17 protein-coding genes are annotated in these 16,029 nt (G+C 63.8%); 3 read left to right on the top strand and 14 right to left on the bottom strand.

Annotated features, from left to right (window positions below):
• The first annotated feature begins 196 nt into the window (after positions 1-196).
• Positions 197-1,123, top strand: coding sequence for an NAD(+)/NADH kinase (locus EJV47_RS27380; RefSeq protein WP_126696408.1), 927 nt, complete (start codon positions 197-199; stop codon positions 1,121-1,123).
• 369 nt (positions 1,124-1,492) lie between these two features.
• Positions 1,493-3,613, top strand: coding sequence for a carboxy terminal-processing peptidase (locus tag EJV47_RS27375; protein ID WP_126696407.1), 2,121 nt, complete (start codon positions 1,493-1,495; stop codon positions 3,611-3,613).
• A gap of 74 nt (positions 3,614-3,687) precedes the next feature.
• On the opposite strand, the gene yiaA is transcribed toward EJV47_RS27375, so the two are convergent.
• From yiaA to EJV47_RS27345, 6 genes are all read right to left on the bottom strand, one after another.
• Complete coding sequence (gene yiaA / locus EJV47_RS27370) at positions 3,688-4,140, bottom strand: inner membrane protein YiaA (RefSeq protein ID WP_126696406.1); 453 nt, start codon at positions 4,138-4,140, stop codon at positions 3,688-3,690.
• A gap of 248 nt (positions 4,141-4,388) precedes the next feature.
• A complete protein-coding gene (locus EJV47_RS27365; RefSeq protein ID WP_126696405.1) occupies positions 4,389-4,790 on the bottom strand; it encodes a DUF1801 domain-containing protein in 402 nt (133 codons plus the stop codon).
• A 180-nt stretch (positions 4,791-4,970) separates the two neighbouring features.
• Positions 4,971-5,780 carry an SDR family NAD(P)-dependent oxidoreductase gene (locus EJV47_RS27360; RefSeq protein ID WP_126696404.1) on the bottom strand — a complete coding sequence of 270 codons (810 nt, stop codon included), beginning with the start codon at positions 5,778-5,780 and terminating at the stop codon, positions 4,971-4,973.
• Positions 5,781-5,886: 106 nt separating this feature from the next.
• Positions 5,887-6,501: a hypothetical protein gene (locus EJV47_RS27355; RefSeq protein WP_126696403.1), complete on the bottom strand. Its 615-nt coding sequence runs from the start codon at positions 6,499-6,501 to the stop codon at positions 5,887-5,889.
• A gap of 15 nt (positions 6,502-6,516) precedes the next feature.
• Positions 6,517-7,533 (bottom strand): hypothetical protein, encoded by a 1,017-nt coding sequence (locus EJV47_RS27350; RefSeq protein ID WP_126696402.1) that lies wholly within the window; start codon positions 7,531-7,533, stop codon positions 6,517-6,519.
• A gap of 158 nt (positions 7,534-7,691) precedes the next feature.
• A complete protein-coding gene (locus EJV47_RS27345) occupies positions 7,692-7,919 on the bottom strand; it encodes a hypothetical protein (protein WP_126696401.1) in 228 nt (75 codons plus the stop codon).
• A gap of 290 nt (positions 7,920-8,209) precedes the next feature.
• Here EJV47_RS27345 and EJV47_RS27340 point away from each other — a divergent pair, with 290 nt between their 5' ends.
• Positions 8,210-8,977 (top strand): creatininase family protein, encoded by a 768-nt coding sequence (locus EJV47_RS27340; RefSeq protein ID WP_126696400.1) that lies wholly within the window; start codon positions 8,210-8,212, stop codon positions 8,975-8,977.
• A gap of 54 nt (positions 8,978-9,031) precedes the next feature.
• Here the strand turns inward: EJV47_RS27340 and EJV47_RS27335 are convergent, their stop codons facing one another.
• From EJV47_RS27335 to EJV47_RS27300, 8 genes are all read right to left on the bottom strand, one after another.
• Positions 9,032-9,295, bottom strand: a complete 264-nt coding sequence (locus EJV47_RS27335) for a barstar family protein (protein ID WP_126696399.1) — start codon at positions 9,293-9,295, stop codon at positions 9,032-9,034.
• Between the two features lie 58 nt (positions 9,296-9,353).
• Complete coding sequence (locus EJV47_RS27330; protein WP_126696398.1) at positions 9,354-10,055, bottom strand: peptidase associated/transthyretin-like domain-containing protein; 702 nt, start codon at positions 10,053-10,055, stop codon at positions 9,354-9,356.
• Between the two features lie 451 nt (positions 10,056-10,506).
• Positions 10,507-11,193 carry a hypothetical protein gene (locus EJV47_RS27325; RefSeq protein WP_126696397.1) on the bottom strand — a complete coding sequence of 229 codons (687 nt, stop codon included), beginning with the start codon at positions 11,191-11,193 and terminating at the stop codon, positions 10,507-10,509.
• Between the two features lie 428 nt (positions 11,194-11,621).
• Positions 11,622-12,074, bottom strand: coding sequence for a hypothetical protein (locus tag EJV47_RS27320; RefSeq protein WP_126696396.1), 453 nt, complete (start codon positions 12,072-12,074; stop codon positions 11,622-11,624).
• Between the two features lie 49 nt (positions 12,075-12,123).
• A complete protein-coding gene (locus tag EJV47_RS27315) occupies positions 12,124-13,935 on the bottom strand; it encodes an ABC transporter ATP-binding protein (protein ID WP_126696395.1) in 1,812 nt (603 codons plus the stop codon).
• A gap of 206 nt (positions 13,936-14,141) precedes the next feature.
• Positions 14,142-14,432: a GIY-YIG nuclease family protein gene (locus tag EJV47_RS27310; RefSeq protein WP_126696394.1), complete on the bottom strand. Its 291-nt coding sequence runs from the start codon at positions 14,430-14,432 to the stop codon at positions 14,142-14,144.
• Positions 14,433-14,549: 117 nt separating this feature from the next.
• Positions 14,550-14,840 (bottom strand): putative quinol monooxygenase, encoded by a 291-nt coding sequence (locus EJV47_RS27305; RefSeq protein ID WP_126696393.1) that lies wholly within the window; start codon positions 14,838-14,840, stop codon positions 14,550-14,552.
• Between the two features lie 30 nt (positions 14,841-14,870).
• On the bottom strand, positions 14,871-15,845 hold the full coding sequence (locus EJV47_RS27300) for a proline iminopeptidase-family hydrolase (protein WP_126696392.1): 975 nt from the start codon (positions 15,843-15,845) through the stop codon (positions 14,871-14,873).
• Positions 15,846-16,029 lie beyond the last annotated feature (184 nt).

Genomic DNA, 16,029 nt, shown 5'->3' with positions numbered 1-16,029 from the left:
GAAGGACCTTCCTCAAACCCTGCACCAACGGCTATGCGCAGTCACCGACCTCACTTGGTAACGGTTTCGTTTGCGCGTTGAGCTGCCGCGCTGGTGGTTTGCCTCTGCACATTGTCATTAGCGGCGGTGCGGGGTTGGAGGAAGGTCCTTCGGCTACGCCTCAGGATGACGTGCTGTTTTCTTCCCCAGCTACAAAATGCCCCCCATCGAGTACGCCATCGTCGTCAAAAACAAAACCCGGCTGGAGGCGCTGATTGAGCGGTTCAACACGGCCGCGCAGGCGCGCTTCTACATCGAGCGGGCCGGCGGCGACTTCGCCGAGTACGAGCAGGAGCACGAGCGGTTCCAGGCGGCGTTGTCCTTGGTGCAGCGGCAGCTGGCGGGCTTCATCAAGAACAAAGTGGTGGAGCGTAGCTTCCTGCCCGCCTTCATCTTCGCCGACAACCAGGTGGTGGTCGTGGTGGGCCAGGACGGCCTCGTGGCCAACGCCGCCAAGTACGTGGGCCAGCGGCCCATCGTGGCCGTCAACCCCGACCCGGACCGCTACGACGGGCAGCTGCTCCCGTTCCGTCCCGCCGACTGCCAGCGGGCCGTGCGGCAGGTAATAGCCGGGAAGGCCAACGTGCGCACCGTGGGCCTGGCCGAGGCGCGGCTGCAGGACGGGCAGCGCCTGCTGGCCTTCAACGATTTGTTTATCGGCGCGGCCTCCCACGTGTCGGCCCGCTACAAAATCAGCCACGACGACGACGCGGAGGAGCATTCCTCGTCGGGCATCATCGTGAGCACACCCGCGGGCAGCACCGGCTGGCTCAGCTCGGTGTTCAACATGACGGCCGGGGTGGAGGACTTCGCCGGCGGCCCCGGCCGCCCCGACCAGTACCCGCAGCCCACCGAGGGCCAGCTGCTGTTCGTGGTGCGGGAACCGTTTCGCTCGCGCCGGACGCAGTGCGCGCTGGTGGCCGGCTGGGTCGACGCCGCCACGCCGCTGGTGGTGGAGTCCCTGATGCCCAGCGGCGGCGTCATCTTCTCCGACGGCGTCGAGGCGGACTTTCTGCGCTTCAACGCCGGCGCCATTGCCACCATCGGCCCGGCCCCGGAGCAGGTGCGGCTGGTTGTGCCCTGAAAACGGGTACCTGGGGGGGCTGGCGCCGGTTTAGCGAGCAAAGCGAGTGTAACCGGTGCCCACAATAAAGCAGGTTTCCAACCTGCGTGGAACGTTGCTACACCTGGCTGCTCAGCTCGTCCGGGCGCCGCCCGCAGGCTGAAAGCCTGCCTGATTTTCGGCACCGGTTACGCTCCTGCGGAGCTAAACCGGCGCCAGCGCGCCTCGGCCTCACATCATCATGCGAGCGGTGCAACTTGCCCGCGCCGCGTGTGTCTGAATGAAGTAGCTTATCTTGGAGGTCAGTTGCGCCCCGGCGGCCCCGCCCGAAGCCGCGCTGATTTGCTTCCCGCCCCGAACCATCGTTTCTCGCTTCTTCCGCCCACCCGCATGGCGTCTTTCCGCTCTTCCCTCGGCTTCTTCTCGGCCCTGCTGCCGGGCCTGTTCCTCTTCATTCCCGGCTCCCACGCCACCCTGCGCGACGACCTGCCGCCGCAGAAAAAGCAGGTACTACTGGGGACCGTGACGCAGGGCCTGGCCATGGCCCACGTGCAGCCCGAGCAGATCGACGACAACTTCTCCAAGCGGGTGTACGCGCTGTACCTCAAGCACCTCGACGGCGGGAAGAAGTTCCTGCTGCAGCCCGACGTGAAGCAGCTGCAGCGCTACGAAACCAGCATCGACAACGAAATCAAGCAGGGCAAAAGCGAGTTTCTCGATCTGAGCACCAAGCTTATCAACCAGCGCCAGCAGGAGGTGCAGCAGCTGTACAAGGAGCTGCTCGGCCAGCCTTTCGACTTCACGGCCAACGAAACCTTCGAAACGGAGCCCGACAAGCTCGGCTTCCCGGCCGATGCCGCCGCCCGCCGCGACTATTGGCGCCGCCTGCTCAAGTACCAGACCATGACGCGCCTCTCGGAGCTGATGGACGAGCAGGACCGGCAAAAAACCAAGGCTCTGGCCGCCGCCAAAGCCAAGCCCTCCGATGCCACCATCTCGGCCCCGGTGCGCACGCCCGCCGAGCTGGAGGCCGACGCCCGCAAGCAGGTGCTGAAGTACTACGACGACTACTTCAACGACCTGGCGCAGACCGACGAGGCCGACCGCCTGGCCGAGTTTGCCAACACCATTGCCAACACCTTCGACCCGCACTCGGAGTATTTTGCGCCCAAGGACAAAACCAACTTCGACATTGCCCTCACCGGCCGCCTCGAAGGCACCGGCGCCCAGATTGGTGAGAAAGACGGGCAGGTGACGGTGACGTACATCGTGCCCGGCTCGGCCTCGCACCGGCAGGGCGAGCTGAAAGCCGGCGACATTATCCTGCGCGTGGGCCAGGGCGCCGCCGAGCCGGTGTCCGTCACGGGTATGCGCTCCGACAAGGTGGTGCAGCTTATCCGCGGCAAGAAGGGCACGGAAGTGCGCCTGACGGTGAAAAAGCCCGACGGCAGCACCAAGGTCATTCCGATTATCCGCGACATCGTCGTCATCGAGGAAACCTACGCCCAGTCGGCCGTCATCGAGGAGGGCGGCAAGAAAGTAGGCTACATCCTGCTGCCCAGCTTCTACGCCGACTTCAACCACAACGGCGGCCGTAACTCGGCCGAGGACGTGCGCGCCGAGCTCGAAAAGCTCAAGGCCCAGAACGTGCAGGGCGTGGTGCTCGATTTGCGCTTCAACGGCGGCGGCTCCCTGCAGGACGCGGCCGAAATGGCGGGCCTCTTCGTGCCCAGCGGCCCCATGGTGCAGGTGAAAAGCCGGCAGCGCGCCGCCGAAGTCGTGGCCGACCCCGACCCCAAGGTGCAGTACGACGGCCCGCTGGTGGTACTGGTGAACCGCTACAGCGCCTCGGCCTCCGAAATCCTGGCCGGGGCCATCCAGGACTACAAGCGCGGCGTCATCATGGGCAACACCACCTACGGCAAGGCCACGGTGCAGCGTATGTTTGAGTTGGACGAGCTGATGAACCCCGAGCTGGCCGCGCTCAAGCCCTTCGGCTCGCTGAAGATGACCATCCAGAAGTACTACCGCGTGAGCGGCTCCAGCCCGCAGTTCCGCGGCGTGACGCCCGATATTCCCGTGCCCGACGGCTACAGCGCCCTGGCCGACGGCGAGCAGGATACCGACTACCCGCTGCCCTGGGACGAAATTGCCCCGGCCAAGTACCAGCCCTGGGCCGCCGCCCCGCCCGTGGAGAAGCTGAAAGCCGCCAGCGCCACCCGCGTGGCTGCCAACCCCGCCTTCCGCCTGCTCACCGACGCCGTGCAGGGCATGCTCAAGCGCCGCGACGAAACCCAGGTGTCCTTGAACCTGACGCGCTACCGCGCCGAGCAGCAGGAAGCCCACGCCCTGAACGAGAAGTTCAAGAGCGTGCAGCAGCAGGCCACCGCCCTCAGCGTCACCGCCCTGGCCGCCGCCACCGACAGCAGCCGCGCCCAGCGCTTCGTGCAGCCCCTGCGCAAAGACCTGACCCTGCGCGAAGCCGTAGCCGTGATTAAGGACGAACTGTAAGGCTCCAAAGCAGCATGCAAAAGGCCCGCCGCGAATCGTCGCGGCGGGCCTTTTGCATGCTGCTAAGTTGGATCTTAGGCCTCCTGCTCCACGCGCTGCCGCTCGGTTACCCGCGGGGCCGGGGTGCCAATCTGCTCGTTGGGGCGCTGGTTGTCGCGGGTGTTCTTCTGCACGGCAATGGCGGCGAACAAACTCAGGGTAAACGACATGGCGTAAAAGCCTTTTTCGCTAAGTGTGAGCGTGGCGTGCCACAGGCCCACGATGAGCAGCACCACGGCCATCAGCGTGCAGATCCAGCTCAGACCATAGTAGATATTGGTGACGGGAATGCCTTCCTGCCGGTCGCGCACGCTCTTTTGCACCGAAATGGCGGCGAACAGGCCGAACATGAGGATGGTGAAGTAGTAGCCTTTCTCGTTCAGGGCCATCTGGGCGTTCCACAGGCCGATGTTGTAGGCCAGGATGCCGATGAGCAGGGCGGCCCAGGAGGCGCCGATAAACGCGGTGGAAGGTTGTTGCTGGTTCATGGTTGCTGGGTGTGACGAGCCCGCCGGGCGGCGGCTTCTGGTGTATTAGGTAGTGCTAATGTACGGGCATTGGAGGCTTGATGGTAACACCAAAAGCGTTTTTGGTCTGACTTTAAGTTTGCGTCATTCTCTCACGCTTGGGCAGTGCAAAAGAGCCGCTTAATGGTGTATAATGGCCATTATTGCCTTTTGTAGTTGGGATAGAATCAATAGTGAATCTGACGTCAGAAACTGCGTAAATTACTTTGTCAGGCCTGGTCGAATACCGTGGCCAGCCACTGCCGCAGCAGGTGTTGCAGGGTTTCAGCTTTGGCTTCGGCCTCGGCGGCGTCGCGGATGGGCAGCAGGCGGCGGCCATCCGGGTAGCTGCCTTCCAGCACGCCCGCGGCATCGGGAATGCGGGCGCCGGTGGGAAATACCAGCAGCGGGTAGCCGCGGTGCAGGTTCAGTACCACGATGTCGCACGGGTATTGCTTGGGGTCGGCGGAGGCGGGCAGCGCGCCGCGGTAGTAGAAGCTGGGCGAGTTCCACTTCACCTGCTCGCCAATGGCCGCGTGGGTGCTGAGAATGATGCGGCGCAGTGCTTCCACGGTGGCGCGCAGCGCTGGCTCGAGCTGGTGCAGGTACTCGTCGAGGGTAGAGGTGGGCATGGTGGAAATGGTTTAGCTGGCGGCGGCAAGGTGCGCACGGCGGCGGTAGCCCCGGGGGGCCAACGCCGCCAATGTAGCGGGGCAACTGCGGCATTAGTGGCCGGGCCCGCGGCGCCGGGCACGAAAAAGCCCGGCTGCACAGGCAACCGGGCTTACACCAGAGCAACGGGCAGGACCGCGCTACTTCGCGCTTTCGTCGCCGTCGACGGGCTTACTCTCGCTGTGAATCTTAGCGGCCACCAGCTCGTCGGGAATGACGTTGCTGGCCGTTACCTGCACCTTGTTCATCACGCCCGAAATAACGCGGTTCTGGCCGGCCATCAGGGCCTTGTAGCCGTCCTTGGCCACGTCGGCGGGCTCCATCATGCCTTTTTTCTCGGCCACGTTCTGGGCGCGGGTCATGTCGGCCTTTTCGAAGAAGTCGGTGTCCGTCAGGCCGGGCAGCAGGTTGGTGATGGTCACGTTGCTGTCCTTATTCTCTTCCTGGATGGAGGTGGCAAAGGAGTTGACGAAGGCCTTGGTGGCGTGGTACACGGCCTGCAGCGGCCCGGGCAGCTGCCCGGCAATGCTGCCCACCAGCAGAATCTTGCCCTCGTTGCGGGCCAGCATTTCCTGCAGGTAGAGCTTGGTAAACACCACGTAGGCGCCGCAGTTGAGCTGAATGATGTCCAGCTCCCGCTCCACGTCGGTGGTGTCGAAGGTGCCGTACTGGCCCTGGCCGGCGTCGTTCACCAGCACGTCGACCTGGGTGCCGCTGGCCTTTACTTCCTGGTAGACTTCAAAGGGCGCCTCGCGGCGGAACAGGTCCTTGGCAATGGTGGTGACTTGCACGCCGTACTGCTGCTGAATCTGCTGGGCCGTTTGGGCCAGCTCGTGCTCGTCGCGGGCTACGAGGATGAGGTTGTATTTGTCCTGGGCGAAACAGTTGGCCAGTTCGCGGCCGATGCCGCTGGTGCCGCCCGTAATAAGGGCCGTTTGGGTGGTTGCCATGATAAGTTTGGGTGCGGTATGGTTGTAGCTAAAGCCTAACGCACCCGGCTCCGCCGCGGTTACGGTCGGGCTTATCGGGGCCGCAGCGGGTAGGCCACGGCCGCGCTCAGGCCCACCGTGCGGCGTACCAGGCTTCCGCGTAAGCCGGCCCCGCGTCGAGGCGGTGCGTGGGGGGCGGCGCGGGGTAACGGGCGGCCACGGCCGGGGGCAGCAGGGCGTAGTCGAATTGCCAGAGCTGCGCCGGGTCGTCGTACCGCAGGCCGTCGAAATCCACGCCGGCCTGGGCTTCGTCGGTGAAATAGATGCCGGCCTGCGGAAAAGCCGCGTGCAGGCGCCGGGCCAGGGCCTGCGCGGCCGCTTGCACGCCCGGGCGGTAGTGGTACCGGTCGTGTTCGATGAGCGTTAGGGCCGCAGTTTCCACCAGCAGCGCCAGGTCCAGCTCGATGCCCGGCAGCTCCGGCACCACGGCCGCGTTCCACACCCACACGTGCGGCCGCAGCGGGGCCGGAAAAAGCGGTGAAAAGTAGTAATCCAGCCCCGCCGCGGTGGAATAGATGCAGCCGTCGGCGGCGGGCCGGAGATGGAAACCGGCAAAGGCCTGCTGCACCTCCGCCGGCCAGATGCCCAGCCCGCGCAGCACGCCGGCAAAGCGCGTCAGTACCGGCTCGAAGCCGTCGTCGGGCACGGGCAGGCGAAGCTGCAGGCGGTGTAGCTCAGGCATAGCAGGCGTAGCGCGCTACTTAGTCTTCTGCAGGTACAGCAGCGTCGACTGGTTCGAGGGGCCGTACTTGTCGTTGATGAGGAAGTAGCCGCCGTGGTAGGCCGCCAGGCCCTCCCAGTTGTAGGTCATGTACTCGGCGGGCAGCTCGTACAGGGGCTTCCAGCTCACTTTTTTGCCCTTGTAGCTGATGCGAATCAGCCGGCAGTAGTTTTTGAAGCCCGCGCCGTCCTGGATAAAGCGGGCGTTCGGGTCGGTGGGAGCGGGGCGGTACACAGCGTCCTCGTCGCCGCGGAAGAAGTAGTTGATGGCCGTGAAGCGGTTCTCGCCCTCGTACACCATATCCGTCACCCGAAAGGGCAGGCGGTCCACCGGCACGAAGCGCGGCAGCTCGGCCCCGGCGGTGGTGGGCAGCTCGTAGGCGTAGTTGTCCTGCGGGAAGTAGTTGTACTCAAACAACGCCAGCAGGCGCTGGTGGTAGTTGGTCAGGGACTCGAAACCCGCGTTGTGGACGTGGGTGCCGTTCAGCAGCGCCGGCTTGGGCAGGGGCACCAGGTACTTGGCATCGAGGGTGATGGTGGCCGTGGCGTCGTGGAAGGTGCCGCGGATGAGGTAGCAGTAGGCCGAGGGCGTGGTCGTCTCAATGCTCATATACGCCTCGTCGCCCACCAGCGTGAGGCCCTCCAGGCCCTCGTACACCTGGCACAGGCTGTCGATGCGGGCGCGGATGCCCTCCAGGCCCTGGATGCGGTACTTCTTGTAGGTCAGCTCCCCGGGCTTGCCGGCCAGCTGGGCATCCACGCTGGGCAAATCGAGAGCGTACACCTTGGGTTCCATGCGCTCCTGCAGCCGACTCTCGCCCAGCAGCAGCAGCTGGGAGCCGCGCAGGCACAGGCCCGAAAACTGCTGGCTGCGCTCGGTCAGCTCGGCCGGCAGCTTCAGGGTCTTGAGGGCAAACGGTCCCTTCTGGGCGTGGACGGCCGCCGCGGGGAGCAGCAGCAGGAGCAGGCAGACGAAGCGGGAAAACAGGCGCATGCGCGAAGGATGTCGGAGGAAGGGAAAAGCGGCGCCGGAGCCGCGGGCGGGGCAAAGATGGACACGGAAAGGCGCTTGCCGATGCGTCCGGCAGCCGGGTTTCGCTCAACAACCTTGCGGGCGTCACGAAAGGCCGGGGAGGCTATGCGGACCCGGGGCTACAAGTGGTCGAAGCCGGTGGCGGCCCAGTCGGAAAAGCTCTTGATGACCGTGGCGGCTACGCCCAGGGCGCACAGCCGGGCCGCTGGGCGCAGCCACCGTGCCCCGGGCCGCCACCAGGCCGCCGCCAGCACGGCTAGGCCCGCCGCCGCGCCCAGGGTCAGGGCCAGTGTGCCGCGCAGATACTGCCACTGCCAGTACGGGGCGCTGGTATCGAGGTGATGCACCCCGATGTAATCCGTGGGGGTCCTGCCAGAACAGGTAAGCGTCGAGGGGTAGCAGCAGCACGAGCAGCCCCAGCAGCCCGGCGGCCAGGGGACGCAGCACGTAATCGAGCAGGCGGCGGCCGGTGAGCAGCAGCGGGCGAAGGCGCAGAAGCATGGCAGCAGGGCAGGAGTGAAGCGCCAAGATACGGGTGGCCGCCCGGCACTTTGCACCCGGCGTTTTACTTTCGGTACCCGTTTGGGTTCCTCGCCGGCCCGTTCTTTCCCCAATCCTCCACTTTCCCCACCCGCCTATGGCTCCCCGTCCTTACATCCTGGCCGAAAACACCTGGAAAACCGTCCGCGACGCCCGCTACGAAGTGGTGGTGCTGCCCTGGGGCGCCACCGAGGCCCACAACTACCACCTGCCCTACGCCACCGACAACTACCAGTGCGACTACGTGGCCGCCGAAGCCGCCCGCAAGGCCTGGGCGCAGGGCGCCCGCGTGACGGTGCTGCCCTGCATCCCGTTCGGCGTCAATACCGGCCAGCTCGACATCACGCTGGACATGAACCTAAACCCGAGCACCCAGCTCCACATCCTGCGCGACGTGGTGCAGACCCTCGCCCGCCAGGGCATTCCGAAGCTGGTGGTGCTGAACGGCCACGGCGGCAACGACTTCCGCCAGATGCTGCGCCAGCTCCAGGCCGAATTCCCGACGGTGTTCCTGAGCGTCGTCACCTGGTATTTGGCTGCCGACCGCCGCCAGTTCTTCCAGGCCCCCGGCGACCATGCCGACGCCCTCGAAACCAGCGCCATGCTCCACATTGCCCCCGAGCTGGTGAGCCCGCTCTCGGAAGCCGGCAACGGCGCCGCCCGGCAGTTCAAGCTCAAGGGCCTGCGCCAGCCCTGGGCCTGGGCCCAGCGCGAGTGGAGCCAGGTATCGGCCGATACCGGCGTGGGCGACCCGGCCGAAGCCACCGCCGACAAAGGCCGCGCCTTCCTCGACGCGGCCACCGCCAACATCGGCGAGTACCTGGTGGAGCTGGCCGCCGCCGACGTGCAGGATTTGTACGAGTAGGCCCGGCCCCGCCGCTGGTGAGCGGCGGGCGGCCTGTGGCGCGGGCGCGCCTGGTCAGGCCAGCACAATCCGCTTCGGCGCCATTTCCTGCGCGTAATCCTCGATGATCTGCCGCAGAATCCGCATGTCGCGGGGGCAGCAGCGGGCAAACTCCGCCCAGTTGGTCAGCGTCAGCACGGGGGGCATTTCCACGATGGCCACCACGGAGTCCCAGAAAGCGTCCCAGCTCGGACCGTACCAGTCTTCGAAGCCCAGCTGCTCCTTGAAGAGCTGGTGCAGGGCCGCTTTGGTGGTGATGCCGGTCAGGTCGAGCGTCATAAGCAGGAGTTGGGCGGAGTTGGTTACCACTGGTGCGGCCGCCGCCGCGCTACCCGGCTCAGTACACCAGCGGAAACGTGCGCGTGGTGCCGGCGGGCACAAACACCGAGTCGGCCGTGGCGCGGCCGGCGCTGTTGCGGGAGATGCGCAGCATCAGGGGCTGGTCGGCGGGAATGGGCAGGGTGCGCTCGGGGCTGCCCGTGCCGTACCAGAACAAGACCGAGCCGCCGCCCAGGATGTCGCGCCGGAACGTGGTGTTGAAGCCGTAGCAGGAGCCGAACTCGGTGAAAAACGAGCCGCCATCGGCCTGCAGCCGGGGCTGATTCATGAACACCAGCCGGGCCCAGGCCAGGCGCGGAATCAGGTAGTCGCGGGTGGTAATGGCCGTGTCGCGGGGCAAGTCACGGAAGGCTACCTGGTTTTCCCCGATGCTGTAGTAGCGCTGCTGGTCGACCTCGTAACCCACCGTGAAGTAGCCCTCGTGCAGCTCCGGGTCGTCGATGCGGAAGGAGAGGCTGTAGCGGCCGTTGCCGTCGGTTTTGCCGCGGGTCTTCACCCGGGCTTTGGGCCAGGACGCGGAGCCGTAGTGCCATTTCACCACCACCGCGGCCCCCTCGATGGGCGCCTGCCCGCCGGCCGTTACCAGCCGGCCGCTGAGCGTGGTGCAGTCGTTGGTGCATACCGGCATCGGGGCCTCCTTCTGGCAGGCTGCGGCCAAGGCCGCCAGCGCGGGCAGGGCCAGGAGTAGATAACGTTTCATGACGAATAGCAAAGGGTAACGGAAAAAATCGACCAGGCCAAACGGCCCCACGCCGGGGGCGGATCAGCCCGCGGCTCAAGATAAGCAGCCGGGCCGGTAAGCCCGCGTCGGGCGGGCAGCGGCGGCGCCCGAACCCCGCGGCCAACCTGCCCCGGCAGGCGGCGCGCCGCCCGCTCAAGTCCCGGCAGCCGAAAAACAAGTTAGCAGCCCGCCCGCACAAGTCCCGGGGGCTTGCAGGTGTTTAGCAGCCCATCGGAACTTGTACGGGCGGGCTGCTAACGCTTTAGCAATGGCCCGGAACAAGTTCCGATGGGCTGCTAAAGCTCGGGGATACGTCCGGGACTTGTTACGGGCCACTGCTAAAAGCACGGAAGGCCCCCGGAACAAGTCCCAGGGGCCTTCGGCCGTTGTAGAGCCCGGTCAGGACTTGTCCCGGACCGCCTGCCCCGGTTTACACGGCGTTGACGGCTGGCTTGGTGTTGCGCTTGGCTACGCGGGTGGCCCCAAAATCAAAGAACCGGTACACCTCCGCCGGCTCCGCGAAGCGCAGCTCCAGCTGGGCCTTCACGCGGCGCAGCACCTGGGCCAGCGCCAGCCAGTCGGCCGCCAGCGCCACCCGCGCTTTCCCGATGCTGGCCTCGTTGGTGCCGCGCTCCTCGTGGGTCTGGCTCAGCTGGTCGTAGAGGGCCTGGGCGTCGGTGGGCAGGTCGGCGTACTTCATGGCGGCCGCGTGCTGCTGGTACAGCCCCAGCAGCTGCTTGGAGTCCTGCAGCAGCCGGGCGTGGCCCAGCTGGCCGAGCTTGCCTTTCTGGTACTGCTTAAAATCGGCGTACACCGGCAGCTTGCGCAGCTTCGGCGTCACGTAGTCCTTCATGGTATCGTCCACGAACGTGAGCCACTGCTTGCGCGCCGCTTTGAACGCGGCCGTATCCCCCGAGGTGGATTCGTCGGCATCGGTCAGGTTCTCGTCGAAGCCGTCGAGGGCGGATTGCAGGGCCGCTTCGTGCGCGGCAAACTCGGTGCCCAGCTTGGCCGCGCGCAACGTCGTGAGCGTGTCGGCGCCCAGCTGCTTAAAATTCACCCGCGACATGGGCAGCGTGGCGAAAAAATTGTCGAAATAACTCTGGTAAGCGGACATGGAAATAGGGGTTGGTTGTGGAGAAAAATAGCCCGACCCGGCTAGGGCCGGACCGGGCGTAAGGTATTGAATGGCTGAGCTTGGGCAAGCAGGGCGGCGGGGAATATTTTTCGGGGGTGCCGCAGTCGCGCGGCTATGCCGCGTGACGACTACGTAGCTCGGCTATGCCGAGCGCGGCAGCGCGCCATATGGGTATCGTTCACGCGGCGCGGACGGGTGCTCGGCGCAGCCGAGCCACGTAGGCCTCACTCGGCACAGCCGAGCGAGTGCGGGAGAAGATACGCGGAACGGCCGGGCAAAGTGCCCGCCCGGTATGCTACTGGCTTGCCGCTAGTGCGATGCGATTTAGAAATTCACCATGTTCGTATGTAAGCCCCAATGCTTACTTCGCAACTGCTGAATTGAATTGATTATTTCAGTATTTGAGTTTAATGGGCCTTGCCCAAACCCAGACCATAAATCGATAATCCCATCTTTGTTAAATAAGATAAATAGGTATTAGGGCCGCCCCAGCCACCTCGTTTGTAAGTCATAACAATCATGTCGTTGCTCTTTGCTAGATATATGAGCTGGCGAGTGGGGGATATTCGTCTGATTTTTATGTCAGTTTTTTGATAATATTCATCGGGATTAGCAATAAAGTGCTTGTCATTATCATTCAAGCATATTAGTTGGCGCAAAACCGGCTTAGGAATTTCTTTCTTATCGGTATGAATGGTGAAAGAATCGGTTTTAAGCTTTTGAATAAAGTTGTCCAGATTTCTGTCAGTTAGTATCACATACTCGTCAATCCCATAGCTGCATTTGGTTTGCTTCTGAGCATTGCTCGCCAGTGATATAAGTAGGAAAGAGGAAAAGCAGAAGTATTGATACAGATTCATCGGAGCAGATCAAATACGAGAAACTCGCTCCAATGTAAACGCCTGTACCTCACGCCGCCGTATCCTCCACCTCGTCCCCGTCATCCACCAGCACCCGGGCCAGCTTCTCGATGTTCAGACTCCGCGCCGAGGCGTCGAATATCTCGCGGTAAGTGCCGCGCAGGTCGTAGAGCTGCTCGTGGGTGCCGCTTTCCACCATGCGGCCCTGCTTCATCACGTAGATGACGTCGGAATCGACAATCTGGGCCAGGGAGTGGGAAATGATGACCACGGTGCGGCCCTGCTTGATGGCATCGAGCGAGTTTTTGATTTGCTCGGTGGCAATGGCGTCGAGTGAGGCGGTGGGCTCGTCGAGGAAGATGATGGGTGGGTTCTTCAGGAACAGCCGGGCAATGGCAATGCGCTGCTGCTGCCCGCCCGAAAGCTGCTGGGCGTCCGACTGGTAGCCCTTGGGCAGCTGCATAATCTGCTCGTGCAAGTACGCCTGCCGGGCCGCCTGCTCGATTTGGGCCGGGGTGGCGTCCATCAGCCCGTAGCGGATGTTTTCCTCGATGGTACCCTTGAAAATGTGGTTTTTCTGCAGCACCAGCCCGATTTGCTGGCGCAGGGCGTGGGTGTCGTAGTCACTGAGGGGCTGGCCGTCGAGCAGCAGCTGACCGCGTTGGGGCGCGTAGAACTTGCAGAGCAGGTTGATGATGGTGCTCTTGCCGGCCCCGCTCAGGCCCACCAGCGCGGTGGTTTTGCCCGCCTCGATGCGCAGGCTCACGTCGTGCAGGGCCTGGGTGCCGCTGGGGTAGCTGAAATCCACGTGCTGCAAATCGAAGTTGCCCTGCAGGTGCGGGGGCCGGAGCGCGCCGCTGGGCTCGCGCGCGTCCTGGGCGTCGAGGATATCGAAGAAGCCCTCGGAGTAGGTCAGCGCGTCGTTCATCTCGTCGTAGATGCGGTGCAGCTGCCGGATCGGGGCCGACACGTTGTTGAACAGCAGGATGTGGAACATGATGGCCCCGATGCTGATCTGCCGGTCGAGCACCAAATAGGCCGTCAGGATGATGATGAGCACCACGCCGATCTGCTCGGTGAAGGTTTTGAGCCCGTCGTAGAGGAAGTTGGTTTTGCGCGTCTGCAGCTGGGCTTCCTGCAAGGCGTCCTGCTGCCGGTTCTGCTTTTGGGCCTCGTAGTCCTCGCGCACGAAGCTCTTGATGACCACGGCCGAGTCGATGAGGTTGACCAGGCCCTGGCTGCGGGCCTCGCGCAGGCCGCGCAGGGCCCGGCGGGTGCCGTTGAGGCGGTCGGCCTGCCGGTAGCTCAGCCAGAAGTACACCGGCAGCACCGCCACGGCCACCAGCCCCACGTACACGTTGGCCGTGAACATGACCACCAGCGCCACGATGGAATTGGCAAACAACGGCAGAATGTCGATGAAGAAGTTCTGCACCAGTTTCATCAGGCTTTCCACGCCCCGGTCGATGCGCGTCTGCAGCTTGCCGGTCTGGTTGCCGGTGTCGGCGTAGAAGCCGAGCTGGTAGTTCACCACCCGCTGCACCGCGTCGTGCATCAGCGTGCTCGACACGTTGATGCGGATTTTCTCGCCGTAAAACTTCTGCCCGAACTGGATGAAGGTGTTGATGATTTCCTTGCCCAGCAGCAGCCCGCTCACCGCCAGCAGCATGGGCATGCCCTGGGCCAGCGTGGCGTTGCGGTTCAAAAGCCCCTGCACCGTATCCACCGTGTAGCGCAGCACGAAGGGGTTCACCTGCGCCGCCAAGGAGCCCACCAGCGTGAGCAGCAGGGTGGCAATAATCAGCCCGCGGTAGGGCCGCACGTACGGAAACAGGCGCTGAATAATTTCCCAGAGGCTCATCGGCTAGGCAGTAGGTGGTAGCCGGGTTAGACGAGCGGGGCGGGGGTGGGGTTATTTGTTGGCGTCTTTGAACGTCATGCAGAGCGCAGCGAAGCATCTCGCGTGCTGATGTGAGATAGTGCCTTGTACGTTCAACGATTAAATTACTATCGGGCGAGATTCTTGACTACGTCGACCTTCGGTTCGGCTGCGCCTCTGCATGACGTTCAACCAGCGCAAGTGCGCACGTCGATGGGTACCCAATCTGGGTTCAACGACGCAATCAGCGCCTCTTTCTTGGCCCGACTCCAGCCTTTGATTTCCTTCTCCTGAATGATTGCTTGAGTAGCATCAGGACAAATTTCGAAGTAGACCAATAAGTTGCACTGATAGCGGCCGGTGAAACGACCAGCGAAGCCCAAATTCTGGCTATGCTCGTAAAGCTGCCGCTCCAGATTATTGGTGACGCCAGTGTATAAGACCGTGCGGGCAGGGTTGGTAAGCAGGTAGATATACATGAGCCTATGTGGATAAGTATAAGACCGTCATGCAGTGCGTAGCGAAGCATCTCGCTCGATAGTAATTTCTATCTGGCATCAGCACGCGAGATGCTTCGCTGCGCTCTGCATGACGGTCTACTCCACCACCGCGTAGTGCTGCATTTCCTCGATGCCGGCGTAAAACGGCTTCACCAGCTGAAAAAACGCCCCGAACTCCGGGCTTTTGCGGAAGCCCTGCAGGTGCCGCTCCACCGACGTCCACTCGAAGCGCCAGACGAAGCGCGTGGCATCTTCCTCGCAGTGCGTCAGCTCGTAGCGCAGGCAGTCGGGCGCGGCGGCCAGCATGGCGTTGGCGGCGCGGATGGCTTCGAGAAAGGCCGGCTGCTGCTCGGCGCTGATGCGGTAGCGGATGTATTCAACTATCATGGCGCCAGGAGGAAAGGGTGCGCCGGGAAGTTAGCTTTTCCGCTCCGTCCGGCGCAGAAACTTGATCAGGGCCGGGAAATAATGCTGCGGGTCGTCCCACATGGCGTAGTGCGAACCGGCCGGGCAGATGTACTGCCGGCAGTTCGGAATGTGGCGCTGCATGTAGCCGATGTCGGCCACGGGCACGAAGTCGTACTTCGAGCCGATGACCAGCGTGGGCGGCTGAATGCTGGCTAGCTGGTCCTGGAAGTCCCAGGCAATCATGGTGGGCAGTATCACGGCCGCGTACTTGCGGGTAATGTGCGCCTGGCTGCGGGTAAACACGGGCGGCTCCGGCTGCAGGCGCATCATGTGCAGCTGCCGAAACTCCGTCTGCACCGCCGGCGTGATGTAGGCCGACAGGGTCCGCAGCCCCATCGTGTCGAGGCCGGCCACGGTTTTGCCCTCCCTGGCCTGGTGGCGGCGGATGATATCGGCGTACAGGGCGTAGCGGTGCTGGTTGAACACGGTGGCCTTGTAGCCGATGTTGGAAGTAATCAGCCCTTTCAGGTGCTGCGGGTACTTCGCGGCGTACTCCAGGGCCAGCATACCGCCCCAGGAGTGGCCCAGCAGGTAAAAGTGGTCGAGGCCCAGGCCCTGGCGTACCTGCTCCACTTCCTCTACGAAGCGCGGAATGGTCCACACGCTCTTGTCGTCGGTTTTGTCGGAGTGGTAGGAGTTGAGCTGGTCGTAGTAGTACAGCTCCACGCCCTCCGGGGCCAGGTGCGCGGGGAAGTTCTCGAAGTACTCGTGGGTGTTGCCGGGGCCGCCGTGCAGCACCAGCAGCTTGATTTTGCCCGCGCCCACCTTCTGCGTCCACACCCGGTACTTGCCGTCGATGGTAATCATGCGCACGCCCGGGGCGCGCATCTTGGCCTGGTAAGAGCTATCCGGCGCCGGCGACTGAGCGGCGGCCAGGAGCGAAACGAATAGCAGCGAAGCGGAGAGGAGCCAGCGAAACAGCACGGGAAGAATAAGCGGAAGCAGAACACCGAAGAAGGGCCTGAAGATGCGGAAATTCTGCTAGAGCCCGTGGACAGTCAGTCGTAGCTTTGCCGGATGCGTCGTCATGAACTTACTGATCGTGAGTGGAAACTGATTCAACCGCATGTGCTGGGCAAAGCGGGTACGGCGGGCGGCACCGGCCGTA

It is taken from the genome of Hymenobacter gummosus (assembly GCF_003970915.1).
In the GTDB taxonomy this organism is placed as follows: Bacteria; Bacteroidota; Bacteroidia; order Cytophagales; family Hymenobacteraceae; genus Solirubrum; species Solirubrum gummosum.
Note: the sequence above shows the minus strand (reverse complement) of the source record. Positions and strands in the feature narration are given on the sequence as shown.